Source organism: Anabaenopsis sp. NIES-4685 (assembly GCF_059725405.1).
In genome coordinates this window covers 2,711,904-2,738,623 of record NZ_AP043602.1, presented here as the reverse complement: position 1 = coordinate 2,738,623, position 26,720 = coordinate 2,711,904, and the positions used below count along the sequence as shown (strand labels likewise).

Here is a 26,720-nt window from a genome sequence, read left to right as displayed (position 1 = left end):
TTTGAGTTTCAGATCCCGGACTTCTTTCATAAACTCCAGACTCTTGAGCATCTACACCAGAAGTCCGGGATATGCACCGAATTACATCTATAGCAACGGACAGGGCGGTTAGAACAGGACAAAATTACCAAACCATGTCCTTATACATCTGTTTAATCGTTTAGCGCTAGAGCAGGGGACTAGGTACGTATCCCCTGGTAGGTCTTTAACTCTTACCTATAACGTAGTACCTTTTGGGTACTGAGTCTGGTCAGATTAGGGATCTTTAAAGCCCCGCCCTAAATGGCTGGGGTTTATGAACTTTAGTTGATGCTATAAAGGTCATCTTTAAATTATGATCTAACTTTGTAACCATTTCGCTGTGACATACACAATGTCTGGTAAATCTGAGTCTCAAGGTCTTGGTGTTTGGCATAGTTGGGAAGTTGATCAAGCCATCAACCTGCTTAATAGTAACGCAGACAGTGGCTTAAAAGCCGAGGAAGTGCCACAACGTCAGCAAAAATACGGTGAGAACGAACTAAAAGAAAATAATGGTCGCAGTTCCTGGGAGATACTGCTAGATCAGTTCAAAAATATTATGTTATTGATGCTGATTGCCGTAGCCGTAATTTCCGCATTTTTAGACTTCATGGCTTGGCAAGTCGGAGAAATTGCTCCCGGTGAAGTGCCATTCAAAGATCCCATCGCGATTATGGCAATTGTAGTTCTCAATGGCATACTTGGCTATGTCCAAGAAACCCGCGCAGAAAAAGCCCTAGCTGCCTTGAAAAAACTCACTTCTCCCAGCGTGCGAGTTATCCGTAGTGGCAAATACATAGAGATATCCGCCAAGCAACTAGTCCCAGGGGATGTGATGCTGTTAGAAGCCGGAATGCAGATAGCCGCTGATGGACGCTTAATCGAACAGTCTAATTTACAAGTGCGGGAATCAGCGCTTACAGGTGAAGCAGAGGCGGTGAGTAAGCAAGCTAATTTAATATTACCGGAAGAAACATCATTAGGCGATCGCATCAACTTAGTCTTTCAAGGAACTGAAGTCGTCCAAGGACGGGGCAAAGTCCTGGTAACTAACACAGGGATGGAAACCGAACTGGGTAAAATTGCCGCCATGTTGCAGTCCGTCGATAATGAACCGACACCTCTACAGCAACGCATGACCCAGCTAGGTAACGTCCTAGTTACAAGTTCCCTCGTTCTCGTCGGCATAGTAGTACTAGGCGGTATTATTCAAGCCAGAGGATTGGCAAACATTCGAGAACTCTTAGAAATTTCCTTGAGTATGGCAGTCGCCGTAGTTCCAGAAGGTTTACCCGCCGTCATCACCGTCACCTTAGCCTTGGGAACACAGCGTATGGTACGCCATCATGCCTTGATTCGCAAGCTACCAGCCGTAGAAACATTGGGTTCTGTAACTACAATATGTTCCGATAAAACTGGCACATTGACCCAAAATAAAATGGTAGTCCAGTCAATTTATGCCAATGAAAATATATTTCGGGTCACAGGAGAAGGCTATACACCCATAGGGGAATTTCAGTTAGATAATCAAACTATTGTTGTCGAAGATTATCCCGAAATTTCCGATCTAATGGTCGCTTGTGCTATTTGTAATGATGCTGTGCTGCAAAAAGAAAAAGGTGAATGGGCAATTTTAGGAGACCCCACGGAAGGAGCATTAGTAACAGTAGCCGGAAAAGCTGGTATTGAGAAAGACCAGTGGTACAGGAAATTACCCCGCGTCAGTGAGTTTCCTTTTGACTCAGAACGCAAGCGCATGAGTGTAATTTGTCAGGTTGAAGTAGAGACATCCCCCCCTGTAGAGACCTCCCAGCAGAACGTCTCTACTATTGACGGGGTAATTACCAACTTAATAGCGTCTCAACCTTACTTAATGTTTACCAAAGGTTCACCGGAGTTAACCTTAACACGTTGTACTGAGATTATTTTGGGTAACAATTGTCTGCCATTGACAGATAATCAACGCGCTGAAATATTGGCAGAAAATGACCGGATGGCAAGCCAAGGTTTACGAGTCCTAGGTTTCGCTTACAAACCCCTGCTACAAGTCCCAGAAGGGGAAGGGGAAAAATGTGAGGTAAACTTGGTTTGGTTAGGCTTAGTCGGGATGCTAGATGCCCCACGTCCAGAAGTTAGAGCAGCAGTGCAAGAGTGTCGCCATGCTGGAATTCGTCCCATGATGATTACAGGAGACCACCAACTCACAGCACGGGCGATCGCCATTGATTTGGGAATAGCTCAAATAGGTGATACAGTGCTGACAGGTCAACAATTGCAACACATGACCGACCAGGAGTTAGAGCAACAAGTTGACATAGTAAACATCTACGCCAGGGTCGCCCCAGAACACAAACTGCGAATAGTGCAAGCTCTTCAACGTCGGGGTAAATTTGTCGCCATGACGGGCGATGGTGTCAACGATGCCCCCGCCCTCAAACAAGCTGATATTGGCATAGCCATGGGCATTACTGGTACTGACGTCAGTAAAGAAGCCAGTGACATGGTACTACTAGATGACAACTTTACCACCATTGTTGCAGCCACCAAGGAAGGAAGAGTAGTTTACACCAATATCCGCCGTTTTATTAAGTATATTCTTGGTAGTAACGTGGGGGAAGTTCTCACCATTGCCTCAGCCCCACTGCTAGGGCTAGGCGGCGTTCCCCTGACACCATTACAAATTCTCTGGATGAATTTGGTTACAGACGGTTTACCAGCATTAGCGTTAGCTGTAGAACCCGCAGAAGCAGATGTGATGAAACGTCCGCCTTTTAGTCCCCGGGAAAGTATTTTTGCTAGGGGGTTAGGTTCTTATATCATTCGGACGGGAATTATTTTTGCTGTGATTACCATTATTTTGATGCTATGGGCATACAATCACTGCCAAACACAGGTTCAGGGGCTTGACCCAGAACGATGGCAGACAATGGTATTTACTTCCTTGTGTATAGCACAGATGGGTCATGCGATCGCCATTCGTTCTCATAACAAATTAACCATAGAGATGAACCCCTTCTCTAATATGTTTGTCCTGGGGGCTGTAGTTTTGACAACCATATTACAGATCATACTCATTTACTTCCCACCCCTGCGCGCTTTCTTTGGTACTCATTGGCTACCCCCCACAGAGTTGGCTATTTGTTTCGGTTTCAGTGCTTTGATGTTTGTCTGGATTGAACTAGAAAAGCTTTTCTTGCGCCTGACGGGTAGAAGCAGTTTTGACCGGTGACCAAATTCATGGGGTCTTTTATCCGGGATCCTAGCCAAGCGCGTGAATGACCAATCACCAATCACCAATGACTAATGACCATGATTTATGTACCTCAAAAACCTACACCTGAGACAATTTCGTAATTACCAAGACCAGAAAGTTGAGTTCACTGCTGCTAAAACCATTTTGGTCGGTAATAATGCTCAGGGAAAATCTAACTTGTTAGAAGCGGTGGAATTACTGGCGACATTGCGATCGCATCGCATGGGGCGGGTGACGGATTTCATTCAAGCAGGAAAGGAAATAGCTCAAATTAATGCCACCCTAGAGGGAGAAAATAGTACCAGTGATTTGGCGTTGACTCTGCGCAGGAATGGTCGCCGCAGCGTTGCGATTAATGGTGAGTCTGTACGCCGACAAATGGATTTTTTGGGTGTACTTAATGCTGTGCAGTTTTCTAGCTTGGATTTAGACTTGGTACGGGGTGCTCCTGATGGTCGTCGAAACTGGCTAGATACACTGTTAATTCAACTCGAACCGGTCTATGCTGACATTTTGCAGCAATACAACCAAGTATTACGCCAACGCAACGCCTTTCTAAAAACAGTAGAGACGTCCCGGCGGAACGTCTCTATCAACTCAGCAGCGCCTAATAAAGATGGGATTAATCCCCTCTCTACATTAGCTATATGGGATGCTCAGTTAGTTACCACTGGAACCAAGGTAATTAGAAGACGCCATCGTGCTATTCAAAGACTAGCTCCCATTGCTGCTGCTTGGCACGCTAGTATTAGTAGTAGTACAGAAATTCTGCAAATTAATTATGTGCCTAGTGTACCCTTTGACTCCACCCATCCAGAAGATATCAGTCCAGCCTTTTTAACCAAAATTCAACAACGAACTGCTGCGGAACTGTACCGAGGTACCACCCTTGTCGGACCTCATCGCGACGAAGTAGAATTAATGATTAATCAAACACCAGCCCGTCTGTACGGTTCCCAAGGGCAACAACGAACTTTAGTACTAGCTCTCAAATTAGCAGAATTACAATTGATTTCAGAAGTAGTCCAAGCACCGCCCCTGCTATTACTGGATGATGTTCTGGCTGAATTAGACCCATTTCGCCAAGATCAATTACTCAATGCCATTCAAGACCGGTTTCAAACTCTAATTACTACCACTCACCTCAGTTCTTTCGATGCTCAGTGGTTGAATTCCTCCCAAATTCTGCTTGTGAAGTCGGGAGCGATTGAAGAACGATATAGCAGCAATGACTAACGACCAATGAGTAATAATAAATTGAGTGGATAAACTCTACTGGCTGGATCAAATTCAACTGCAAGACCGCCGTCAGGTAGGAGACAAAGCATTCTACCTGAGCAAGATTATGCAGCGTGGTTACCCGGTGATACCTGGTTTTGTAGTTTCAGCAGAAGTTTTGCGAGAATTTCTGGCAACTCTCAATAGTAAGTCGGCTTTAGTAGCAGATTTACCTTATTCCTCTTTGCACCTAGATGTAGCTAATTGGCGACAACTTCAGGTGTTAGCTGGTCGCTTGCGTCGGGAAATTCTCACCGGAACCGTACCACCACAGTGGGTAAACCAAATTTACCAGCAGTCCAGAGAATGGGATACCAGTTATGTGATTTTGCGTCCCAGCTTGGCTCTATCGGGTATGATGCCAGAGATGGGAAATCCCTCTGGGTTGTTGGATGCAGTTTTTTGCCGGTGTGATGAGGAAAAGATAGCTTCGGCATTGAAACGTACCTGGAGCCAGTTATTTCGGGCTAGGAGTCTACTGTATTGGCGGCGAATGGGGGTTAACCTGCAAAAAATTAATTTAGCGGTGTTGGTGCAACCAGTAGAAAATGCTATTGCTAGTGGTCTTCTGTATGCCCATTCTACTACCACGCCACTGAAGGTATCAGAGTGGACAATAGAAGCGACTAAGGGATTAGGAATAGCAATTTGTCAAGGCGATGTACTACCGGATGTCTACTATGTCCAACTGGAAACAGGGCTGGTACTAGAGAGACATCTAGGCCATAAAATAGTGGCTTATGGCTTCCCCCATGAGCTATGGCTACGCCACGCTAGCTATCAGCCAAGTGGTTTTGATGATACTAGTACTCTGGATTCATCCCAGTTAGTCCTCACGGCAGATCATAGTCATATAGTGACTTATATACTTAGTCAGCAGGAACAAAAGCAATTCGCTTTATCAGAAGAACATCTGCAACAAGTGATGACTCTGGGACATCAACTTGTGAGTGAAATAGGAAACAACTTTAGCATTAAATGGACTATCTCAGCAGACACGGCAAAACCTAATCTCTACTTGACTCAAGTTAGTTACCCTACTAAGTCTACAGTTCCATGGCTAACCCCACGCGATCGCTATCAGATAGGAATGGCTACGCCACGCCAGCTCATAAAACCAACCGCCACGCAATCGCTATCCCAAAGAATCCTTACCTCTTTGAAAGCCAACCAACCCACGCCGGCTATGATTACAGGTATCCCAGCATCAGGGGGACGTGTGAAAGCAACTGCTGTTGTAATTACCGATGCTGACAATAAACCAAGACACATAGATAAAGGAGTAATTTTAGTAGTACCAACGATTACGCCTGAGTGGTTGCCTTTATTACAAAATATTTCCGGTCTGATCACTGAGAAAGGGGGATTAACTAGTCATGGGGCAATTCTGGCGCGAGAACTGCGTATCCCCGCCGTAGTTAATGCGGTGGATGCCACAGTTTTGATTAAACACGGTGAGGGGCTGCTTGTGGATGGTGATCAGGGCGAAATTTATCCCCATGGCTACGCGACGCAAGGTATCAGAGGCGATAAAACACCAGCACAAGAGAGTCAAGAACTAAATCCCGCCACCATCCCGCCATCTCCCCAGTTTCAGATCCCGGAGTTGTTTCATAAACTCCAGACTCTTGATCATCTACAGAGAAGTCCGGGTTCTCCCCTTCCTCCTAGTGTTCCTGATTGTCCAATGATTTCTACCCAGTTGTTACTTAACTTGAGTCAGCCGATATTAATTCAGTCTGCTCAAAGTTTACCGGTGGATGGGGTGGGATTGTTACGTTCAGAATTAATGTTACTCAATATACTAGAAGGTGAACATCCTCAGAGTTGGCTGGTCAGTGGTCGTGAAGCAGAATTACTGGAAAAATGGACAGAGCAGATTATCCGCTTTGCTGCTGCTTTTGCGCCGCGACCAGTTTTTTATCGTTCTTTGGACTGGCCATATGCTACAGGTAACCCACCTGATCTGGAGTCCCCCAGCAATAGCGACAGCGTAACGTTAGCCATAGGCGCTCCCCCCAATACCACTGGACATCGCGGTACATTTGGTTATTTATGCCATCCCGCAGTGTTTGAGTTGGAACTCACAGCTTTGGCAACTGTGCAAAAAGCTGGATACACTAATATTAATCTATTGTTGCCTTTTGTTCGCAGTGTAGCGGAGTTTTCTTTTTGTCGGGAGAAGGTTGAAAAAGCAGGTTTAACCCAAGTACCCCAGTTTCAACTGTGGATAATGGCAGAAGTTCCCAGTGTGCTGTTTTTGCTGCCAGAATACGTTAAAGCAGGTGTAGCTGGTATTTCCATTGGTACAAATGACCTCACTCAATTACTCTTAGGAGTAGATCGAGAACAAGGAGATATGAATAGAGTATTAAATGAACTTCATCCGGCGGTCATGGGCGCGATCGCTCAATTGATCCAAATGGCACAAACTGCGGGGATACCCTGTTCCATCTGCGGTCAAGCACCCGCGATTTATCCAGAAATTATCGACCAGTTAATACAATGGGGTATTACTTCTATTTCTGTAGAACCAGAAGCAGTAGACAGGACATATAGAGCGATCGCACGTGCTGAACAACGCCTCATTTTAGCCGCTGCGAGAAACCAACTTCAAGATTAGTAACCTGTTCAAGTCTCTAATTAAGTCCATAAAAAACTATCATACATTATGTGGTTAGTTTTATCGTGTACAAATGTCCCTCCCAGAATTCCGCGCTCAAATTGCAAAACTAGTCACCACAGCAGAAAATATGCTGCTTTCTCGCCGTGCTGGTAAAGCGGAGGAGAATACAAAAGATAATTTGATTGCACCTTTTCTAGATGCACTGGGTTATACAAGGGAATATCGCACCCATGAAGGTTCAATTCGCAGTTTAATTGGAACTACGATCTGGGTTGATTATTTGCTTCGTCCTCAAGTAAACCAGCATCCCAAACTCATGTTTGAAGCCAAAAGTTTATGGGATAAGAATATATGGAATACAAATGAACAGCAAGTTTTAGATTATCTGAGAAATTACAGTCTAGATGTTGGCACACAAGAACCTGTTCTGTGGATTATCCTCTCAAATTTTCGGGAATGGCACATTTTAAGGTTACAGGATAAAAAACCTTTTTGGTCATTTACAATGGAGGAAATGCGAGATGATACTGAGCTTGTCAGCAGACTATATACTTGCCTCAGACGTGATAGTTCACGCAGTGATCGTCTAGAAGCATTTTACAGCGAAAAAACCAGAGAAGGATTAGGCACAAAATTTCTGGCTGATTTAAAAATTTGGCGTGTTATCCTTGCCAATGGTATCAAAAAATCACAACCTAATTTAAGTTTAGAAAAAGTCCGCGAAGCTTCTCAAGTTATTTTAAATCGTTTTTTGTTAATTCGACTTTTAGAGACATTCAGCCGAGAAATGCCCTTCAACTATCTGGGCAGAGTTTATTATCACTGGCAGCAAACTTTCCCAGATTTACCATTCATTGAAGACCTCAGACGAGCTTTTCATCATACCTGGATAGGCTATAATACTGAACTATTTCAGCCTTCTTGGATTGATAAACTCATGATTGATGTTCAATACATTCAATCAATTATTGTCATAAATGCAGTGCCACCAGCAGGTATACTTGATACAATCACAGGAAATTTAACCAACTATCGCTCAATTTATAACTATGATTTTACCACTCTAACACCGGATATTTTAGGTACTGCTTATGAACAGTTTCTAGCCCATCAATTAACTCTGGTGGGCGATGTTGTGAAAATTTTAGAAAATCAACAAACCCGCAAGCGCGAAGGAATTTTCTATACTCCTGACTATATTGTTAATCGTATTGTATATCAAACTCTACAACCTTCAATTAAGCCTAAAATTGATGCGGCCATTGGTTTTTTGGAAGTAGGAGACTTTCATCAAGCTTATGCATTTGCAAGTTCAGTCTTAGACATGACAATAATTGACCCTGCTTGTGGTTCTGGTTCATTTCTTTTAGGTGCATTCGATTATATACTGGGTGAAATTAAACGTTATAATCAAGCTTGTGCAACAGCTAAGATACCTGACAACTTTGATTTATTTAGTCATGTATCAGTACAACCAATTATTAATCCTGAAGAACAGATCATCGTCAGAATGCTCCATGGGGTAGATAGAGACCCCCAAGCTGTGTTATTAGCAAAACTGTCACTCTGGACAAAATTATTGCGATCGCGTCCTGATGAATATGGTAGACGCGGTGGGTCTATATATTCTCATCTTCCTGCACTAACTTTAAATATTCGAGTTGGAGATAGTTTAATATATTCCCCCGCAAATTTAGCACCATTTCAGGATTCACTAGGAAGAGCCGCAGATTTAGCCAGAAATGCTAGAGATACTAATCAAACTGAAATACAAAGAAATCAAGCAGTTACTAACTTTGAAACTAGCATTACATCAATCAATCAGCAGATTAATCCTGTTTTAACTGCCTTTTTCGCTAGTGATGAAAGTATACAATCAGTAGTGCATTTGATCAAACATAGAGAAGCTAATATCAAAGAATTAGGACTAATTCGCTCTTTTTTAACAGACGCTATCAATCCTGAAAACTTAGATGAATGGACTGAAAAAAATTTAGAAGATTGGACAACTGCCGAATTAGCCAGAGTTAAATCTGAACTAATGACATTAGAAAGTGCCTTAGAAGAAGTTGTTATTAAACGCCCATTTAACTGGTATGTTGAATTTCCTCATATATTTGATCCACAATTACCAGCAGCAGAACAAGGGTTTTTTGCTGCAATTGGTAATCCTCCCTATTTTAACGTTGATGCCATCTTTGGTAGAAATGCCCTAGAATTAAAATGGCTCAGGTATGCATACCCTGATATTTATACTGATAAAACAGATATATTGTTCTATTTTATTAAATGGGGATTTGAATTGTTACGTGATCAAGGACGGCTGACTTACATTGTTTCACGTTCTTTCATCCAAGGTGATAAATCCTCGAAGTTGAGAGATTTTCTCAGCCGCAAAACCAAAATTGAAAGTATAATCGACTTTTTAGGTCATAAAGTATTTAGGGCTGGAATTGCTACTTGTATAATTTCTTTAATTAATAAGGATATATCAAGCAATGAACTAAAATTTTATGTCGAAAATGTGATCAATTTTGCCGATGTCAAATCTGTATTAGGTTCAGATAATCCTCTGAACAAGTTTCCTGAAAATTCTGTTAACACAGTAGAACTTCTACAACAAACCTTAAATTCATCTCGTTGGAGTATATCGCCATATAATGAAATTTTCGCCATAATTGATTCTCAAGGAGTCAAACTCAGAGATTTACCTGAATGTGACTTAGTTGAACAGGGTATTCAAACAGGAGAAAACAGTGTTTTTGCACCTACTCATGGCTTTAGTTTTGAATTTTCTGAAGATATACTAGATATACTCACCCCAATTGTGAAAAATTCTGGAATTTTTGCTTATGGATTTGTTCCCGATAATTCTTATTTGTTATATGTTGAAAACAGTAACAGCTTTGAAGATTTACCAGAACCAATTCAAAAGTATTTGCTCGAAAATAGAGGTAAGTTGGAAAAAAGAGCAGCATATAAACAAGGAAGTTGTCAGTGGTATGCTTTACAAAGATCAAGGCGTAAAGACCAACATTTTCATTTCCGCCCTAAAATTCTATGTCCATATCGTGCGAGTAATAATAGGTTTAGCATTGATTTAGAAGGTAATTTGGCAGGTTTAACAGATACTACTGCTATATTTTTAAGAGATATATATGATTACGATTCAGATAATCCAATAATTACTAGACTATATTTTCTGACAGCTTTACTTAATTCTAAAGTTCTTGAGTTCCGTTACACAGCATTAGGTGGTTTAGGAAAACTCACCAGTACAAGGATGTTTGAATACTTTGAAAATCAAGTTGGTGATTTGCCAATTCCCCAGTTGAAGGAACCTGAAAGTAATAGTGATTACCAAACTTTAGTACAGTTAAGTCGTGAAGCTCATCAGATTTGGCAAAATCGTTACCAAATTGTTACCACCTACCAATCTAAAGCTTCAGGAGTTACTTATCAAGAAGTATCGTTAAACGAATATCACAGATTGACTGGAGATTATGCTACTGACATTGAGTGGGAAAGTTCTCATCCTCATCGAGAAGGACATCTATTAAAATTGCAAATACAGGCGAGTGTCGATGGATATGTTATTTGGGGCGAAGTGACAGATGATGAAGATTGGCAAGAGGGAAATCGTGAATGGATAGAAATAGCTCGTGTGAGTATTCGCACACCACACTTGCGCCGATATCTTTTAGCAAGGCTGATTTATCTCACTGAGTTTGATTCATCTTTTCGTAATAAACGAAAGTTGTCTCGTGAAGCCGGAAATTTGGTCAATGCAGCCTTTGATGTTTTGAAAGTTAATCGTTATGATATCGATAGGTTTAGTAATCTTCGGGCTTTAGAAGTTATTGAGCAAAGAGTTAGGCAAGAACTTGGTATATCAGAATTGGAAACAGTTTTATTAAGACAACTTGAAATCAGAAATCAAATTGATACAATTGCCTATCGTCTTTATGGAGTAGAGGAGTATATCGATATTATTGAACAAGCCTTGAAGGTTGTATTGTAGTCTCAAGCACCACAACTTTCACTGGTATACCTCAACTGAAATAGGAAATTTAAAAGTTGAGAATCAAGTCAAAAAAAATTACCAAACATGGGTGTTTTTTGATTTTATTTAAGAAAGTCAAAAAACACCACAAAAATATCAATAACGGAAAATAGCTGCTACTGCTGTACTATTAGGCATTTGTTCTGAGTCGAGAGTGTATACTTTACCACCATTTATCAACGTCTGAATAGATGCCAAATCTAACATATCTTGATCATCTGGCTCTGGTTCTGAGTGTAAATCTACATTCATGGTATCTGGATTAAATTTGCCCCAAATTTGCATATCCATCGGCACTAATATAGAATCAACCCTTTGGCAATAAGTCGCACAGACAACTTCTTTAATATCACTAGAAGTTGTACCAGTACCAGCTAGTTGTTGATAAAGTGCCACAACTGACTCCTGATTTTGCCGAAACAAAGGTTCAACAATAGGCCAAGCCTGTTGATGCAATTCTTCCGGTTTCATAAGTTCCGGGTTACCAGTAATACTTTCTGCGAGGAAGTAAGGATAAGTATTTGCCTGTTGATAAATGGGAAACAAATATTCAACCCCCATCAATAATAACGGAGAATTGTCCCCCCGGATTGTCTCGTGTACTGCCCGATCTACAATGTGACAAAATTGCAAGATACTTTGTTGATGTTGATCTCGGTCAGGACTTCCCTGTCCATGAACATCGCCAGGTTGTAGAAAAGAACTAGCGGTTCCCCTGGTGGGTGTACCAATACGATGTTGTACCCCTCTTTGAATATTCTCCTCTAGGAGAGCTACATCTATACTCTCTGGCATATTTGGTACTTCCACCTCCTCAAGACTGTAGCCAGTTCCCTCAAATAGTCTGATATCTTTTTGACTCAGAGCTAGAAGATAAAACTTACCATCATTGTTGATTAAATGCAGTAATGGCTTAAGATGGAAACGCTCGCCAACAACTACCAATTCTTGAAACTCCATTGGTAGACGATAATAGCGGAACATCTGGGGAGAGATAAAAATTGCTAGTCCCTTGTCTTGGTTTTCCCAAAAATCCGTTGTATCAAGTTCCCTTGCTGGTTGGAGGAAATCAATGGCTTGAGTATGACGAATACCGATGGCACATAAACGTTCCTCAGCTTCACGGATTAAATTTTTAAACCGAATGGGATTCTGTCGAATTTCTGGGCCTGCTTTTTGCATAGGCATATACAAAGAAACACAGGGACTTTGGGGATTATCGACTAAAATTTTGAGTTCATCATGGGATAATATTGGCACTGTTGTTGAACTCCTAGTCAAGAGAAACTAATCAAGCTGATTTCATGTCACAACAGGTTTGATTAATTTTCATCTTGCTTTTGACTTAAGTATGATACAGACTTTTTTTGAGATAGATAAACGGTTAGTTTGAAAGATTACTAATTTTTCCTAGGAGACGATAAAATTACAGCCGCGACGTAGCGATGCAAAGGAGACATTACGATATGTATATTTACTTAAACAGTTGGCAGTACTTATTTAATTCTGCTGCTAAAGCATCTGATTTTTTCCCTGCAGTTTCAGCGGCTAATGTCAAAGATTTATCAATTTCTGTTCTCGCTTTTTGGATTTGTTCCCTACTTGCTGGCGATGCTGCGGCATTTTTAGTTGTACCAAGAGCCTGAGATGCTTTGGCGATCGCTTGACTAAGATTATCAAATATCTGGGCAAAGCTGCTTTGAAACTCCTTCAGATTCGGGTCTGATAAATTTAGTCGTTTTAAAGACTTAGTAATCACTTGCAAATCCCTTGAGAGTTGCAAGCTGGTTACTACCTGCTCTCCTTTATTTGGCTCAATTAAAGAGTTCCCAACATTCACCACCTGAATTAGTCGCTGACATTGGGTAAATTGATCCTCACAACTACTCAGCAGTGGAGTAAAAATCAGACTAACGGTTGCAATCACAATCAACTTACGCCACACAGAAAATACCCCACCGTTATTTGTCAATCATACAGCAGATTGCAGGTAAATAGGTACTATATGAATAGTAAAACCTCACTTATTAATAGGTATGGAACCCCGCCACGCTGCGCTATAGCGTGGCGGATCGCTAGCGTATCACCAATCAACTGGTAAACCCAACTGGGTTAAAGTCTCTCCGTCTTCTAACAACCCTTGAATCTTAGTATCTAATTGAATACTTCCACCAGACAAGACTAAAGCACGTTGAGTCACTTTCCCCAACCAATGTAACTCATGGGAGGCAATTAACATCACCTGCACAGGCAAGTTCAACAATACTTGTGCTAAGTGCCGTCGCCATGCGGGATCAAGTCCGTTAGTTGGTTCATCTAAAATCAGAATTTGTGGCTCTAGGGCTAAAATCGCAGCTATTGCAGCCAGTCGTCTTTGTCCTCCCGAAAGTTCGTGACAGGAACGGTGAGCGTAGGCTTCTAAACCAAAATTTGCTAATAATTCCCTGGTTCGGTCAATAGCTAGAGACGGGGGAATACCGTAATTACGCGGTCCAAAGGTAATATCCTCTAAGATAGTGGGCATAAATAGTTGGTCATTGGCATCTTGAAAGCCAAAACCGATATTACGCCTTAGCTGGGGAAGGGTTTTTGGTTCTAAGGGAATACCATTAATTAAGATTTTCCCCCCATGGGGTTGTTTTAAGCCGATCAGGTTTTCTAATAATGTGCTTTTACCCGAACCAGTAGCACCCATTAACCCTACGCGATCGCCTGCATTCAAAGAAAAAGAAACATTTTCTAAGACTGGCTTCTGGTTACCGTATGCATATACCAGATTCTCCACCTCAATGACAGTGGGGCGGGGGTGATGTCTGGAAAGTTGGGAATCAAATGTCAAAGATTTCAAAATACCCGCACTAAATTGTAAGAACTTATGGTCAAGCCAGATGCTAGGGTAAAAGCGAACAACACCAAAAAACGCTGTTTTGGTTTGAATATCGCCTCTACAGGTAACTGTCCATTGTAACCACGAATGACCATGGCAGCATAAACTCGCTCTGCTCTGTCTAAACTCCTAAGATATAAGGCTCCAATCATCGCAGCATTAGTATAGCGTAACCATGCTGGCTTACCATTTAAACCCCGCAGTTGAGCGCTACGCTGCATCCGTGTGACTTCATCCAGTACAATTTCCAGGTACTGCCCAGTTAATAATAAATTAGCCTTAATTGGTGCAGGTACGGGTAGGCTTTTGAGGGCAATGGCAAAACTATGGGGGGGTAAGGTTAATAAAAAACTATTCATGGTAACCAGACAAATAAGGGAACGTAGCAATAAAAAACTGGCTCTTTCCCACCCCATGGGTAAGGCCATGAATGAGAGGAAAATTAATTCAATACCGAGTATTCCTGCTAGTTGGGGAATGGGTACGCGCAAAAATACCACCCAAACAAGAGCGATCGCCCCATATATTCCCAAGCACAGCCAAGCATTGTACTGTAGTAAGGCTGTCCCCACAACAATTACTAAGGACAAATGCAAACGCAAAGGCAAAGCAAGTTTAAGCATTTTTGGGTTTTACCACTTTAGCAATGCCAAAAGCCGCACCAAAGCTGACTATAGCCCCCAGAAGTCCGGCAATACTAGTACCAATCAATCCTAAAGATTCATGTTCGTAGTCAGCAAAAGGCGTTGATACTTGTACTCGCACTTCGTCGGCTAAACCGATAAAGTCTAAATCCTCAGCCACTTTTTCCAAACCATCAGGCCAGCCTGAAGCTACCAAAGATAAGACTCCAGCAATCAAGAAAATAGTAACCACAGGGACTAACCAAGCTTGAAACTGTTGCTGCTCTCCTGGTAGTAAGTCTGGTCTGGCTTTAGCTAGGTAAACCAAGACACCGCCTGTAATCAGACCTTCACCAATCCCAATCAGAATATGTACACCTGTCATCGCTGGTAGGACTATGTTAATGGGTGCGGTTCCGGAAACAGCTAACTGTAGGGCGCAAACTATGGCTACTACTACGATACTGATAGCCGCCGCAATACCAGCTGCTAGGGGTAAGCGTCCCTTGGAGCCTCCCAGGAGTCTTTGTATAGTTTGGGTTAATACCCAGCCGACCCAAACACTAATGATTGCCGCATTGAAAATATTAGCTCCCAGTGCGGTGATGCCACCATCGGCAAATAGTACAGCTTGAATGATGAAAACTGTGGACATGGATAACATTGCAGCCCAAGGACTACCTAAAACTATGGCTGCTAGGGTTCCCCCCAATAAGTGACCACTTGTACCCCCAGCTACGGGAAAATTGACCATCTGGGCGGCGAAAATAAAAGCTGTGGTTAAGCCGAGTATAGGGGCGCTACGCATCCCTAGCTCTTCTTGCGATCGCTTACAGGCAATCACCAGTGCTACTGCACTTACTAAACTAGTAGCCCCAGCTACGGGAATTGAAATAAATCCATCAGGAATATGCATTATCTACTCTGTATGAATGTATTGAATGTGTATAATTACACAGCAAAATAATGTAATTACAGGATCACATTAACAGAAAACATAATTTCTCTGGCTTTTACAATGCCCTCTTGGGGGATTTTAACCTGTTATTCAGGTAATTGTGATCATAATTTTTTAGTTCAAAAATATACTTATTTATCGGAATGTTAAATTTTATTTCTCACCCTGTTGAAACTGGCTGTGTAGCTTTGGGGGGTGATATGCTGAAATATGATATCTGCAATTAGTTTGGTTAATCCTGACCTTGGTGATCTGAGTTGCGCCAGGTTTGTTTCGTGGGTGCTGGGCTTTTGTCAGTTTGCTAGTGAGCTAGTCCTAAGCTGACTATTTTATGGACAAAACTATACTTGTGTTTACAAGCATTGACATAAGTGAGTTAAGAAAATCGCCCACTTGATATATAATCCTACGATATCAAGTATTGAATTAAGACTATTGCCAACGCGAAAACCAAGCAATGATAGCGGTAGTCTTTCTTGTAAATCTTAAGAGAATAGGACTTACGCATTGACAAAAAACATGATCTATGATGGCTAGATCATGCGATCGCTATTAAGATTAGCAAAAATTTAATCACTCTATATTACAGTGATATTCATGGTAATTCAGTGCCAATAAATTATAGAATATAGGACTTACGCATTGACAGAATAACAAAATAGTGCATTGATAAATAAGGGTCGTCTAGTAATGGGTATGGGAGAATGAGAGAAATTACTAAACCCTCGACAGCACAATGCAATCTAGACATCTACACCTTATTTTTACTGTCAGAGCCAAAGTATGGAGGGTGCAGTAGGTTAGCGGAGATATTGGGAGATGTTTCACATGATAGTGTAAACCGCTTTTTATTGAGAGAGAGATACGAACCCAAAGATTTATTCAGCATAATAGAGAAAATTATCAACCTGGAAGGAGGGATATTAAGCGTAGACGATACAGTCATAGAAAAGATTTACAGCGTTCCTAAAAATGCGGAATTAATCAGTTATTTTTGGTCAGGGAAAGCCCATAAAACAATTATTGGCTTAAATTTAATCACTCTATATTACAGTGATATTCATGGTAATTCAGTGCCAATAAATTATAGAATATATGATAAAAAGGAGGGAAAAACAAAAAACGATTATTTTAGAGAAATGGTAAATGAAATAATAAGCTGGGGAGTCAAACCCAGAATGGTAACAGGAGATAGTTGGTATTCTGGAGTAGAAAACTTGAAATTTCTAAAAAACCAGAAATTGGGTTTCCTATTCGGAATTGAAAAAAATAGAACTGTTTCAAATGAGCCACACAAGTATTGTCAAGTAAGCACTCTGGCTATTCCCGAAGAAGGATTAAGGACACATCTGAAAGAATTTGGATTTATAAAATTGTTTAGGAAAGACTTTAAAAAGCAAGACTCTAGACATTATATTTTATATCTGCCAGATGAGGAGAAAATCAAAGACATAACCAGAAGTACCTTCATCACAATTCATGATAGCCATTGGGGTATTGAAACATTTCATCGAGCCATAAAACAAGTATGTGGAATTTGTCGGTTCATGGTTAGAGATACCTGTGCAATCAAAACTCACATATTTTGTTCACTTCAAGCATTTGTGAAATTGGAGTTTATGCGCTCTGAAAATATAATTAGCAATTGGTATGAAGTACAGAGGAATCTATTTACTTCTGTTGTCCGTGAGCATATTTTTCATAGCCGAAACCTTTATTTTTCTTTGATATTTTTAGTTTCGGCATTTTTTTGTCACTTTTTACCGATTCTCAATTAATCGTAGTGATGTCTCACTGTGCGCGATCGCTCCCATGATGCCGCTTGAGCAAATTCTTACACAGCAAGCTTTTTGTCCCTTCCTCTCCGTCGAACTCACGTTAACTCCGAGTTCCGAAACAGACTGAAATATTCGTTGGGGTTGCAGTATCCCTTTACTAAATATTCCAGCTTATCGGGGATATCATCAATTCCTAGTGCCGCACTGAGTCCGGTTAATTGCAGGGTTTCATAAGCTCTCTTTCGCCCACCTGTAATCTCGCCTAGTACAAAGAAATTCTCTTTACCAATACTTTGGGTAAACTCACGAATGACCGAAATTTTTCGCTCTCCATAATAAAGCTAAACTAAAATAATTAATAATTGCTGTATAAACATCACAGTTATTAAACTATTGTGATATAATACCTTGTTGTCCTATATGGCTCAGATAAGGTATTATTCACTTCATGATATCCTTAGTTGGGTGTTAACCCGCGAAATTTTGGTAATTCCGATTCAAATAAGTTCAACAACAGATCAACATTTTCCACTGTGCTGTTATAGCCCATCAGACCAATCCGCCAAACTGAACCGTCCAAGACACCGAGTCCGCCTCCAACTTGGACACCAAAAGTTTTCAGTAGATGTTTTGTAAATGTCTTACCATGCACCCCTTCAGGAATACAAACTGTTGTTAGCGTTGTCAATCGTAATTCTTCAGGTACAAGTAAGCGTAAACCAAGTTGCTCCAGTCCTGACCACAATCGCTTTGCATTCTGAAAATGGCGCTCCCAAGATTTTTCTAAACCTTCAACAGCTAAAAGACGCAGACCCTCATATAAACCTAAATTCATATTTACTGGTGCAGTGTGATGATACTCGTGATCACCAGTCCAATAACGTTCTAGCAAAGCAATATCAAGATACCAATTGGCAACCGGGGTTTTGCGCTGTGCGATCTTGGCTAAAGCTCGATCATTGAAGGTGACAGGAGCAATCCCTGGTAAGCAGCTTAAACCCTTTTGACTACAACTGTAGGAAATATCAATTGCCCAGTCATCTAAAAATACAGGGATACAGCCCAGGGAGGTTACTGTATCCAGAATTGACAGGCAATTGTACTTACGGCAAAGCTCGCCAATGCCTTCCATTGGCTGCTGCACTCCGGTGGAGGTTTCCGCGTGAACAATCGCAAATATATCAGGGCGATGGCTGTCGAGTGCTTGTTCAATCGTCGCTAAACTAAACGCTTCACCCCAGGGGCAGTTAATGGTAACTACTTCAGCCCCATAGCGCCTTGCCATTTGTACTAATCGCTCACTAAAATACCCTTTCACAGCCACTAAAACTTTATCTCCCGGCTCAATTGTATTTGCCAGGGTTGCTTCCATAGCTGCTGTCCCTGTACCACTTACTGTTAGGGTCAGCCGATTATCAGTTTGCCAGGTATAGCGTAGCAAATCCTGGAGTTCACTCATTGCTATAAGATAAACTGAATCCATGTGACCTATAGGCGGGCGACCTACAACCTCTAACACCGCTGGATGTGCATTGGATGGAACTCTGACCAAGTAAACGGCGTAGGGGTGGGACAAGTGGATCGCAGATCAGTTTGTGGCGATCGCTTACAGTTGGGTAGGATAACATTGGCATCTTGACTAATTAATCTGTAAATGGTACTTCTATTTTTGTTTTGCGCTACTAGATCAAATCCCAGCATCACTGGTACTTTTTAAGTCGGATCTAGTCTTTTTCCCGAATTTTCCACCATGTCTGCCATAGCGGCTGACTCTGGATCACCCTTAGCCCGCAGTCCGGCAATCACACCCTGGCGATCGGCTTCATTACGATTTTGGCTGACTTTCCATTTACCAATAATCCGATCAATCAGGATTTCAATCCCCACAATACCCTGGGTCATTTGGTCAATGTATTCCTGGGGCGCATCATTCACGTGCCAAGGCTTGGGTTGATTTGCCTCGTGAGCATCCGTCACGGTATGAATATGTTGATGTAACCAGTCCATATCTGTCCATACAGTTGGCTTTCCGTAGACGTGTACCACTGCATAATTCCAGGTAGGAACAACTTTGCCATGTTGTTGCTTACTAGCATACCAAGAAGGGGTTATATAAGCATTTGCACCTTGAAAAATAATTAGAGATGAATCAACAGTATCATGAGTAAGCTGCCACACCGAGTTAGCCTTAGAGACATGGGTGATCAATGAGCCGTAAGTTCCTCGTGAGGGATAAAGCATAAATGGCAGGTGATGCGCCGTGATTCGGTTATCCTGACACACTGTCCATGTCCCTAAAGGATGTGCTGTGATGAGGTTATGTAAAACCTCTAAATTGTTTTCTTCGTGATATTTTGGGATATACATAATAGGATAGTTCAACTTAATTTAGCAAGTAAGTTTTGTATATTAAACTCAATACTTTGCAAGGTCATAATTTGAGTTTTTCGTTCGTGTACTGATGGTGCATTACGAAGCAAGCTCACCTACAGACCAGAGATTTTACCACTGTAAAAATGCAGCGTTGCTGAATTGGGGTGGGGTATAACTTTCGTTTCGCGCATCAGCGAAAAGAAGCACTTACGTTAGCCGCAAATTTTTCCTGATTTCAGCAGCAACACCAAAAATGCAAGTTATGACCTTCTAAAGTAGAAACTCAGTTACATAATGTAGCACTCCTAAATATTTTGAGCGTGTTAACCACAGACAATTGACGTTGAATTTGATAGGAAGATCCAGCTTGATAATAGGTTTCATGAATAATACGATTAATCATATCCTCAGCTAGATCAAATTTCTGTAATGCCCGTTTAGCTATATCAATATCTGAGTCTAGATAGGCATCAGTAAACTTTGGCCATAAATCAGCAATAATTTCTCGGGTAGTATTTGACCAGGTAGAACAAACATGGTGCAGTAGCCAGGTGAAATACAGAGAATGTTGTACCTCATCCTTATAGTGCAAATGAAAGAAATGGCGAATTTCATCTGGTAAGGACGAATCACGCCAATCATCGCGTAATGATTTAGTAATCAGTGTTTCCGAAACCACAACTGCACAAAACAACAAAAGTTCAGTAGACAAGAGATATGAACCATCCGTTACTTCAGCCACAAACTGTAAAAAAGGACTTAAGGTATGATCTGGGTTTACACAACTGGTTTGACGAACTTTCGTGGCTAATCGCCGAGCTTGGAGTGCATGAAAAGCCTCATCACACTGAATTTTGAGACCATCAACTTTAATCTCATCGGACAAGTTAGGAAGCAAAGTTCCGGATGTTAATTGCGAGCAAACCTGGGAGATTAATTTTTGCTCTAAGTCATAGGTAAAGTCTAAACTACCAATGAGCAAATAGGCCGATAAGGGTCGCTTAATAGCATCTGGAATCGCAGGATGGCTTAAAATATTATCTGCCGAGATAGGCATCCAATAACCAGAATAGTTTGACCATTCATCATTTGTATTCACAAATGATCGAACTGCGGCTTGACGATCCCAAGATATAAATGGTGAAGTATAAGTTTCATGGGTTCGGTCGGTTTTTTGATCTGCTTGATTGCACAAAATAGTAGACTTCATTTTTTTTTGGATATGTCTAATTAATGAGATTTTTGTTCAAGTCTGAAAAACTATAAGTAGGGGTTATTAAAAAAGTCCTTTCATTGAGGCTAAGGAGTTCAAGGAGTGAGGAGTTCGAGGAGTTTTTTGTATTGCAAAATTTTGATTTCTCCAACTTAAAAGCCTTCAATGGGTAACAATCAGGACTTACGCAACTGGCACAAATAGGGAGCGGAGGGAGCCGCGCCACGGGACAATTTCAATTAAACCAAGCACATAGGAATACTTGGGCGTTTGAGTTGCTGTATTAAATAATTAGACAGCAAATTATGCTTGATTTGATAAACAGTTTGGCCAGTTTGATAGGCTAAATTCTTTAATCTAATCCAAACCAACATTGCACAAGCAATATGATTTCTTTGAAGCCTAGCTTTACGACATTGACAAGATTCAATCCCTGTTAGTTGTTTAATCTCTCTGTGAAACTCCTCAATTTTCCAACGAATTTTACACACTTCTTGTACAACATTCGTGGAACTTTGAGATAAATCGTTGGTAGCGACATAATCCGTTCTGTTGTTAGAAACAGCAACCCGGAATAATTTCACTTTTTTCTGGGCGGGAAATCCTTTAATTTTTATGATTTTACCACATTCTGATTCTTCTTCGCTCCATTCTAATAATTCAATTCGTTTATATTTTTCTTTACCCAATGTATCATCAACTAACCGATTATTTTTTAAAGGGCAATAATAAACTTTCTCTAGACTATCAATATAAAGCATTAAACTGTTTACCGCATACCACGTGTCCATCAACACCGTATCAAACGGTAAAAGCTTTTGATACACCAGGTTTGACAGCATATCCTTCACATGGTCTATCTTGGTTTTACCATCCACATCAGGATTAAAAATTCGATAATCTACTACCCAAAATCTTTTAAATTGAGGGTTCACATATACACAACTAACCACACCAATTCCTTTGACTACACCATGTTCATTCCCACTATATTGTCTCCTCACCATCTCTATTTCTTGAGAATATCTTTTGTCTAAAACGCTATCATCAAATATTATGTAACCATTGGCATCTTCCTCAATTATGTCTTTCACATTTTCCCATAGTAACCTAGGTGTTAGCTTTTCTCTCTTCAAATAATAATTAATTGCATCATGGCTAATCTGCTCTAAATGCTCTGCTAAATTGGTAATCGTGTAATTAATTTGACTGCTTAATAAGTATTGGCAGTAATTAAGCTTTGTAAATCTCATGCTCATCACCAACATTATCTCTTACACCCTCTACCTATTTTCTCATGAATCGCTATCTGAATCTGGTTTTATTCATACTTTTTTACTATCAACTGCACTAGGCATCCCCCCGTGCCATTGACATCACTTATATAATACCAATGTGCTTTCATTTAGCAATTGCTACACACTGATGCAAGCTCTGCGTAGCGATCGCCTGTGCCAGTTGCGTAAGTCCTAACAATAAATGGCTTGAAACTTACAGTAGTTGGATCTGATCAAAGTGTTCTACCCAGGGAAACCCTTGTGGATTGGTAGTTGCATTTCCAGGTCGCCGGGAAAAACAAGTTTGTAGCCCGGCAGTCTGGGCAGCCTGCAACTCCTCCACCACATCAGAAACAAACAAAACTTGACTAGGAGTCTCCCCTAATTCAGCTACAATAGTTTGATAACTTTTTGTAACTCGCTTTGCACCTACCTGAGTGTCAAAATAGCCGTGAATCCAAGGAGTTAAATCTCCCTCTTGACTGTGGCGAAAAATCAGAACTTGCGCCTGTACACTGCCAGAAGAAAAAATAAATACCCGCTTACCACCTTGATGCCAAACCTCTAGGGCGTGAGGAACATCGGCAAAAACCTGGGATTGCAGACTACCCGATTGATAGCCCTGATCCCAAATCTTACCCTGGAGGGACTTGAGACCTGTGGATTTGCGATCGCAGTCCATAAGTGCCAAAAGATAGGGGATTGCACTCCTGGGATCTGACGGCGACCAGGGATCTAGCCCCAGGGACTGCTCTTGTGCAAATTCTTGAGATAACTTATATAGATCCGCTTGTACATCTGGATCTAGACCATGAGTAGCTAGGAAGGTTTCTAGGTGCTGTCGGGCAAAGGGAAATAGAACTCCAAACACATAGGAAACTGGTGTTGTTGTTCCCTCAATGTCCAGCAGGATACTCGTAATATTTCTAAAGGTAACCGTCATAAACGACCTATTGGAGTGGAGTTTTCCAGTCCTGTCTTGACCACTGCTTCAGACAGACCCCAACAAAGAGGCTGGTATTGGTTATCCACTCCACTATTAGTATAGTGGGGTGTCCAACCTTGGGGGTCTTGAAACAGACGAATGGCACGAATCTGACGATCACCGCAGAGATTGAACCAATGCAAAGTTCCCCGAGGAATCATCAATAAATCCCCCTCTGCTACCTCCACTACCACAACGGGTCCATTTTGGGGATGAATGTAAAACAAGCCATGACCTGACAAGGTAAACCTTACCTCATCTTCATCATGCCAATGTTCTTGTCTAAACCTCTCCAGCATTGTCTCTAGGTTGGGAGTGTCAGGCTGAATTTGGATCACATCTGCGGTTACATAGCCTCCTTGTGATTTGAGGGTCTGAATTTGTGGGTCATAGGCCTCTAAAATCTCTGCTGCTGTGGAATCAGGAGAGACGGACTGGGCGGGTTGCCACCGTTCATAACCAATTGCGATCGCGGCTAAATAAGTCTGAATCGCCTCTGGTTGATCAATGCGTTGATTTTCCGTGGGAATGGTGAGTATTGCCATGTTAGTAGTAAATGATCAAGAAAAATCAGGAACAACAGGTAACGGTAAAAATACTAAAGAAGGATGTTTACAGGGGGGGTAAGGTGAGTTTGCGATAGGTAAGTTCCAACAAAAACTCTAAAATTTCTAGGTGACGACGAGCCTCAAAGAGGGTCTTGCCCCATGTGTACAATCCATGCCCCGCTAGGAGAATGCCATAGGTGTCAGGTTTCTCTTCCAAGATCGCGCCCACCATTTGACTGAGGGCAACTATATCCTGAGAATTGGCTAAAATGGGCAGAGCGATCGCACCTTGATGGGTTTGAATCCCCTCCAATCCCTTCAGCATTTCATACCCGATCAGAGTCACACTTTGCTTAGGCTGATAGTAATCTGACAGTAAGGTATTAAATATAGAGTGGGTGTGGAGGACTGCACCAGCAGTTACTGTCTTGACTATTTGCAAGTGTAATTGGGTTTCTGCCGATGTCCGTCCTTGACCAACCACAACCTTTCCCTGATTATCCACCTCAATCAAATCGGCGGGCTGAACCGAACCCTTATCCACTCCACTGGGGCCATTAGTAATCGCAAGGGTTCTCTCTGGGAAACAACACTAAAATTTCCTCCAGTTCCCGTTGCCCAACCTTGGGCATGGATAACTTGGATAGTTTTGCTTAAGTCTTGGCGCAGATCCGTCATTATTCATGTTTCCCTCTGGTAAAGTCCCACACCCATTCCTTCTGTAGTTGGAATTTCTCTAAAGAATTGATAGTTTTTTTGCACAAGTTCCAAAAATGGTTTTAATTCTTTACGGTTACGCTCCACTACTGCGTTAAGAACTTCGCTACCTGTTTGATCATTGAGCAAAATGTTGTGACAAACTAGGAGAGAGTGATCGGCAAGATGGGGAAGAACTGATTTTAAAAGGGCGTAGTATAGACCCTTGCCGCGTAAGCTTTCGTCGGGATAGTCCGATGGCAATTCAGCATCTAAAACGACAAAATCAAAGGCACCATAGCGATCGCAATCATAGTTTGCTAAATACTCTTGACCTGTTAATGCAACTACTTCAATAGCCACATTTGGATAAAGATTTTTCAAGTTAGATCGTGCCAATTCACAGCAATCTTCATTGGGATCGAGCAGAACCGCCGTCCCCCCTACAGATTGTAATGCTGGCATTGCCCAGGCAGCCCAGTAACCGTAATAACTCCCTAGAAAAATCGCCCGTTTTGCCTGAAATGTTTGCGCCAAGGTCAGCATCAAATAGCCTTCTTCTGGATAGATATAAGTTGCAGCACCTTGATGTTCAAAAGATTCTATAATTGTTTGCTCTACAGACTGACAAGTGCTTTGCCAATCTTCTGGTAATAAAAACCTGTCTTTAAACTTTGGATCTTGATAGGTTGTACTAATAAATGAACTAATCGAACCAGGATAGCGTTTAGCAAAGTCCACGTCAGCAGATGGAATGTTTGCACTAACTAACAGATGACGATGCTGATCTAGAAAATCAATCCATTCATCTCGTGATAACTTACCCTCAAAAAAAGCTTGGGCATGAGATTCGGAATGAATTACACGGTAAACGTTCTCAAATAGAGTCCCGGATACCTTACCAACCGTAGCTGGATTGAATGATAGAGAATTGGAAGTTTTACTCATCAGAAATCAGATTACCTGGTAGGTCTTAAGCTGCTATATAAAACCTAGATAAAACTAGACTTTACTTTCTACTTCAACAGGGGGTATGGGAGCAGCTATCCCTCTGTAGACTTACACGCATTAGCCACACGCGACAGATTAACTCTTTGGAGTAAGGATTTGCTAGGTGGTATTTTGCAAGCTCACGGCTAAAGGCTTGGACTTTCTGACGAATTTATCACCTAATTTAAGTTAGTTTACAACATTTTGAGGTTGACCTCCAAGTAAGGCAGCAATATTGTCAGCAACTTGAGCAATCAAACGTTGGCGACTTTGGCGGCTTGCCCAGGAAAGGTGTGGGGTGACAATACAATTGGGAGCAGTGAGTAACGGATGATCAGGTGGTGGAGGTTCTTGGCTTAAAACATCTAAACCTACACCGGCTAATCCGCCGTTGTGAAGTACATGGGCGAGCGATATTTCATCAATCAGACCACCACGAGCGGTATTAATTAAATAAGCGGTTTGTTTCATTTGTGCAAGTCGGTCTGCATTGATCAAGCCACGGGTGTCTGGGTTGAGAGGACAGTGCAAACTAACAACATCACTTTGAGCCAGTAAGGTGTCGAGGTTAACGCAATCTGGTGTTGGCTGTCGTTGGGTGATAAGTAAATTCATGTCAAAGGCTTGACCTATCCTTGCCACTGCTCGACCAATCCGACCAAAGCCTACAATACCCAGGGTGAGACCGGCAAGATCAATCAGGTTACCATCCCAAAAACAGAAGTCGGAAGAGGCAGACCACCTTCCTGAGCGTACGGCTGAAGCGTGATGTCCTGTGCTATTGGTTAGTTCTAAGAGCAGGGCGAAAACGCCTTGGGCAACCGCAGCCGTGCTATAGGAGGGAACATTACAAACTGGAATATTGCGTAATCGAGCCGCAACGGTATCCACCGCATTAAAACCAGTTGATAGTACCATTACACCCCGCAAAGCTGGTGCGATCGCAAAAAATTCGGAGTTTAACTTTGTGCTGTTGGTGATGACAATATCAGCATTTTTAGTCCGTTCAATCACTTGAGATGGCTCAGTGGTGTCATACACCGTCAGATCACCGTACTGAGCGATCCGGTCCCACAGTAAATCCCCAGGATTTGTTGTGCGACCATCTAAAATTACGATATGTGGAGAATCAGATGGATTGATCATGGTAA

20 protein-coding genes are annotated in these 26,720 nt (G+C 41.6%); 5 read left to right on the top strand and 15 right to left on the bottom strand.

Going from position 1 to position 26,720, the window contains the following annotated elements:
- Positions 1-373 precede the first annotated feature (373 nt).
- The 4 genes from AC6IZ0_RS11715 to AC6IZ0_RS11700 all read left to right on the top strand — a co-directional run bounded on the left by AC6IZ0_RS11715 (position 374) and on the right by AC6IZ0_RS11700 (position 11,199).
- Positions 374-3,250: a cation-translocating P-type ATPase gene (locus AC6IZ0_RS11715; protein WP_497723042.1), complete on the top strand. Its 2,877-nt coding sequence runs from the start codon at positions 374-376 to the stop codon at positions 3,248-3,250.
- Positions 3,251-3,337: 87 nt separating this feature from the next.
- Complete coding sequence (gene recF, locus AC6IZ0_RS11710) at positions 3,338-4,510, top strand: DNA replication/repair protein RecF (protein WP_497723041.1); 1,173 nt, start codon at positions 3,338-3,340, stop codon at positions 4,508-4,510.
- 25 nt (positions 4,511-4,535) lie between these two features.
- Positions 4,536-7,175, top strand: coding sequence for a putative PEP-binding protein (locus tag AC6IZ0_RS11705; protein WP_497723039.1), 2,640 nt, complete (start codon positions 4,536-4,538; stop codon positions 7,173-7,175).
- 73 nt (positions 7,176-7,248) lie between these two features.
- Positions 7,249-11,199: an Eco57I restriction-modification methylase domain-containing protein gene (locus tag AC6IZ0_RS11700; protein WP_497723038.1), complete on the top strand. Its 3,951-nt coding sequence runs from the start codon at positions 7,249-7,251 to the stop codon at positions 11,197-11,199.
- Positions 11,200-11,337: 138 nt separating this feature from the next.
- On the opposite strand, the gene AC6IZ0_RS11695 is transcribed toward AC6IZ0_RS11700, so the two are convergent.
- The 5 genes from AC6IZ0_RS11695 to AC6IZ0_RS11675 form a co-directional block, all read right to left on the bottom strand.
- Positions 11,338-12,501, bottom strand: a complete 1,164-nt coding sequence (locus AC6IZ0_RS11695) for a baeRF3 domain-containing protein (protein ID WP_497723037.1) — start codon at positions 12,499-12,501, stop codon at positions 11,338-11,340.
- 214 nt (positions 12,502-12,715) lie between these two features.
- Positions 12,716-13,213: a hypothetical protein gene (locus tag AC6IZ0_RS11690; protein ID WP_497723036.1), complete on the bottom strand. Its 498-nt coding sequence runs from the start codon at positions 13,211-13,213 to the stop codon at positions 12,716-12,718.
- Between the two features lie 111 nt (positions 13,214-13,324).
- Complete coding sequence (locus AC6IZ0_RS11685) at positions 13,325-14,089, bottom strand: energy-coupling factor ABC transporter ATP-binding protein (RefSeq protein ID WP_497723035.1); 765 nt, start codon at positions 14,087-14,089, stop codon at positions 13,325-13,327.
- Positions 14,086-14,751 (bottom strand): energy-coupling factor transporter transmembrane component T family protein, encoded by a 666-nt coding sequence (locus AC6IZ0_RS11680; protein WP_271733874.1) that lies wholly within the window; start codon positions 14,749-14,751, stop codon positions 14,086-14,088. Before AC6IZ0_RS11680 ends, AC6IZ0_RS11685 begins: the two co-directional genes overlap by 4 nt.
- On the bottom strand, positions 14,744-15,667 hold the full coding sequence (locus tag AC6IZ0_RS11675; RefSeq protein WP_497723034.1) for an energy-coupling factor ABC transporter permease: 924 nt from the start codon (positions 15,665-15,667) through the stop codon (positions 14,744-14,746). The genes AC6IZ0_RS11680 and AC6IZ0_RS11675 overlap by 8 nt, the downstream gene beginning before the upstream one ends.
- Before the next feature lie 746 nt (positions 15,668-16,413).
- Here AC6IZ0_RS11675 and AC6IZ0_RS11670 point away from each other — a divergent pair.
- A complete protein-coding gene (locus tag AC6IZ0_RS11670) occupies positions 16,414-17,487 on the top strand; it encodes an IS701 family transposase (protein ID WP_497723033.1) in 1,074 nt (357 codons plus the stop codon).
- A gap of 457 nt (positions 17,488-17,944) precedes the next feature.
- Here the strand turns inward: AC6IZ0_RS11670 and AC6IZ0_RS11665 are convergent, their stop codons facing one another.
- The 10 genes from AC6IZ0_RS11665 to AC6IZ0_RS11620 all read right to left on the bottom strand — a co-directional run bounded on the left by AC6IZ0_RS11665 (position 17,945) and on the right by AC6IZ0_RS11620 (position 26,715).
- A complete protein-coding gene (locus AC6IZ0_RS11665) occupies positions 17,945-18,946 on the bottom strand; it encodes a pyridoxal-phosphate-dependent aminotransferase family protein (protein WP_497723032.1) in 1,002 nt (333 codons plus the stop codon).
- A 53-nt stretch (positions 18,947-18,999) separates the two neighbouring features.
- Positions 19,000-19,188 carry a hypothetical protein gene (locus AC6IZ0_RS11660; RefSeq protein ID WP_497723031.1) on the bottom strand — a complete coding sequence of 63 codons (189 nt, stop codon included), beginning with the start codon at positions 19,186-19,188 and terminating at the stop codon, positions 19,000-19,002.
- Between the two features lie 12 nt (positions 19,189-19,200).
- Positions 19,201-19,854, bottom strand: coding sequence for an FMN-binding negative transcriptional regulator (locus AC6IZ0_RS11655; protein ID WP_497723030.1), 654 nt, complete (start codon positions 19,852-19,854; stop codon positions 19,201-19,203).
- Positions 19,855-20,143: 289 nt separating this feature from the next.
- Positions 20,144-21,070 carry a diiron oxygenase gene (locus AC6IZ0_RS11650; protein ID WP_497723029.1) on the bottom strand — a complete coding sequence of 309 codons (927 nt, stop codon included), beginning with the start codon at positions 21,068-21,070 and terminating at the stop codon, positions 20,144-20,146.
- A gap of 242 nt (positions 21,071-21,312) precedes the next feature.
- On the bottom strand, positions 21,313-22,326 hold the full coding sequence (locus AC6IZ0_RS11645; protein WP_272012089.1) for an IS701 family transposase: 1,014 nt from the start codon (positions 22,324-22,326) through the stop codon (positions 21,313-21,315).
- A 238-nt stretch (positions 22,327-22,564) separates the two neighbouring features.
- Positions 22,565-23,293 (bottom strand): acireductone synthase, encoded by a 729-nt coding sequence (gene mtnC / locus AC6IZ0_RS11640; protein WP_497723027.1) that lies wholly within the window; start codon positions 23,291-23,293, stop codon positions 22,565-22,567.
- Positions 23,290-23,880, bottom strand: coding sequence for a 1,2-dihydroxy-3-keto-5-methylthiopentene dioxygenase (locus AC6IZ0_RS11635; protein ID WP_497723026.1), 591 nt, complete (start codon positions 23,878-23,880; stop codon positions 23,290-23,292). The genes mtnC and AC6IZ0_RS11635 overlap by 4 nt, the downstream gene beginning before the upstream one ends.
- A gap of 67 nt (positions 23,881-23,947) precedes the next feature.
- Positions 23,948-24,448, bottom strand: coding sequence for a methylthioribulose 1-phosphate dehydratase (gene mtnB, locus AC6IZ0_RS11630; RefSeq protein WP_497726047.1), 501 nt, complete (start codon positions 24,446-24,448; stop codon positions 23,948-23,950).
- 116 nt (positions 24,449-24,564) lie between these two features.
- Complete coding sequence (locus AC6IZ0_RS11625; protein ID WP_497723024.1) at positions 24,565-25,527, bottom strand: O-methyltransferase; 963 nt, start codon at positions 25,525-25,527, stop codon at positions 24,565-24,567.
- Between the two features lie 231 nt (positions 25,528-25,758).
- Positions 25,759-26,715 (bottom strand): D-2-hydroxyacid dehydrogenase, encoded by a 957-nt coding sequence (locus AC6IZ0_RS11620; RefSeq protein ID WP_497723023.1) that lies wholly within the window; start codon positions 26,713-26,715, stop codon positions 25,759-25,761.
- Between the last annotated feature and the right edge of the window lie 5 nt (positions 26,716-26,720).

Coding starts and splice junctions, on each gene's coding strand:
- mtnC (WP_497723027.1), bottom strand. CDS start 23,293: ATGACGGTTACCTTTAGAAATATTACGAGTATCCTGCTGGACATTGAG.
- AC6IZ0_RS11675 (WP_497723034.1), bottom strand. CDS start 15,667: ATGCATATTCCTGATGGATTTATTTCAATTCCCGTAGCTGGGGCTACT.
- AC6IZ0_RS11620 (WP_497723023.1), bottom strand. CDS start 26,715: ATGATCAATCCATCTGATTCTCCACATATCGTAATTTTAGATGGTCGC.
- AC6IZ0_RS11700 (WP_497723038.1), top strand. CDS start 7,249: ATGTCCCTCCCAGAATTCCGCGCTCAAATTGCAAAACTAGTCACCACA.
- AC6IZ0_RS11650 (WP_497723029.1), bottom strand. CDS start 21,070: ATGAAGTCTACTATTTTGTGCAATCAAGCAGATCAAAAAACCGACCGA.
- AC6IZ0_RS11680 (WP_271733874.1), bottom strand. CDS start 14,751: ATGCTTAAACTTGCTTTGCCTTTGCGTTTGCATTTGTCCTTAGTAATT.
- AC6IZ0_RS11645 (WP_272012089.1), bottom strand. CDS start 22,326: ATGAGATTTACAAAGCTTAATTACTGCCAATACTTATTAAGCAGTCAA.
- AC6IZ0_RS11635 (WP_497723026.1), bottom strand. CDS start 23,880: ATGGCAATACTCACCATTCCCACGGAAAATCAACGCATTGATCAACCA.
- AC6IZ0_RS11715 (WP_497723042.1), top strand. CDS start 374: ATGTCTGGTAAATCTGAGTCTCAAGGTCTTGGTGTTTGGCATAGTTGG.
- AC6IZ0_RS11660 (WP_497723031.1), bottom strand. CDS start 19,188: ATGCTGGGATTTGATCTAGTAGCGCAAAACAAAAATAGAAGTACCATT.
- AC6IZ0_RS11665 (WP_497723032.1), bottom strand. CDS start 18,946: ATGAGTGAACTCCAGGATTTGCTACGCTATACCTGGCAAACTGATAAT.
- AC6IZ0_RS11655 (WP_497723030.1), bottom strand. CDS start 19,854: ATGTATATCCCAAAATATCACGAAGAAAACAATTTAGAGGTTTTACAT.
- recF (WP_497723041.1), top strand. CDS start 3,338: ATGTACCTCAAAAACCTACACCTGAGACAATTTCGTAATTACCAAGAC.
- AC6IZ0_RS11625 (WP_497723024.1), bottom strand. CDS start 25,527: ATGAGTAAAACTTCCAATTCTCTATCATTCAATCCAGCTACGGTTGGT.
- AC6IZ0_RS11670 (WP_497723033.1), top strand. CDS start 16,414: ATGAGAGAAATTACTAAACCCTCGACAGCACAATGCAATCTAGACATC.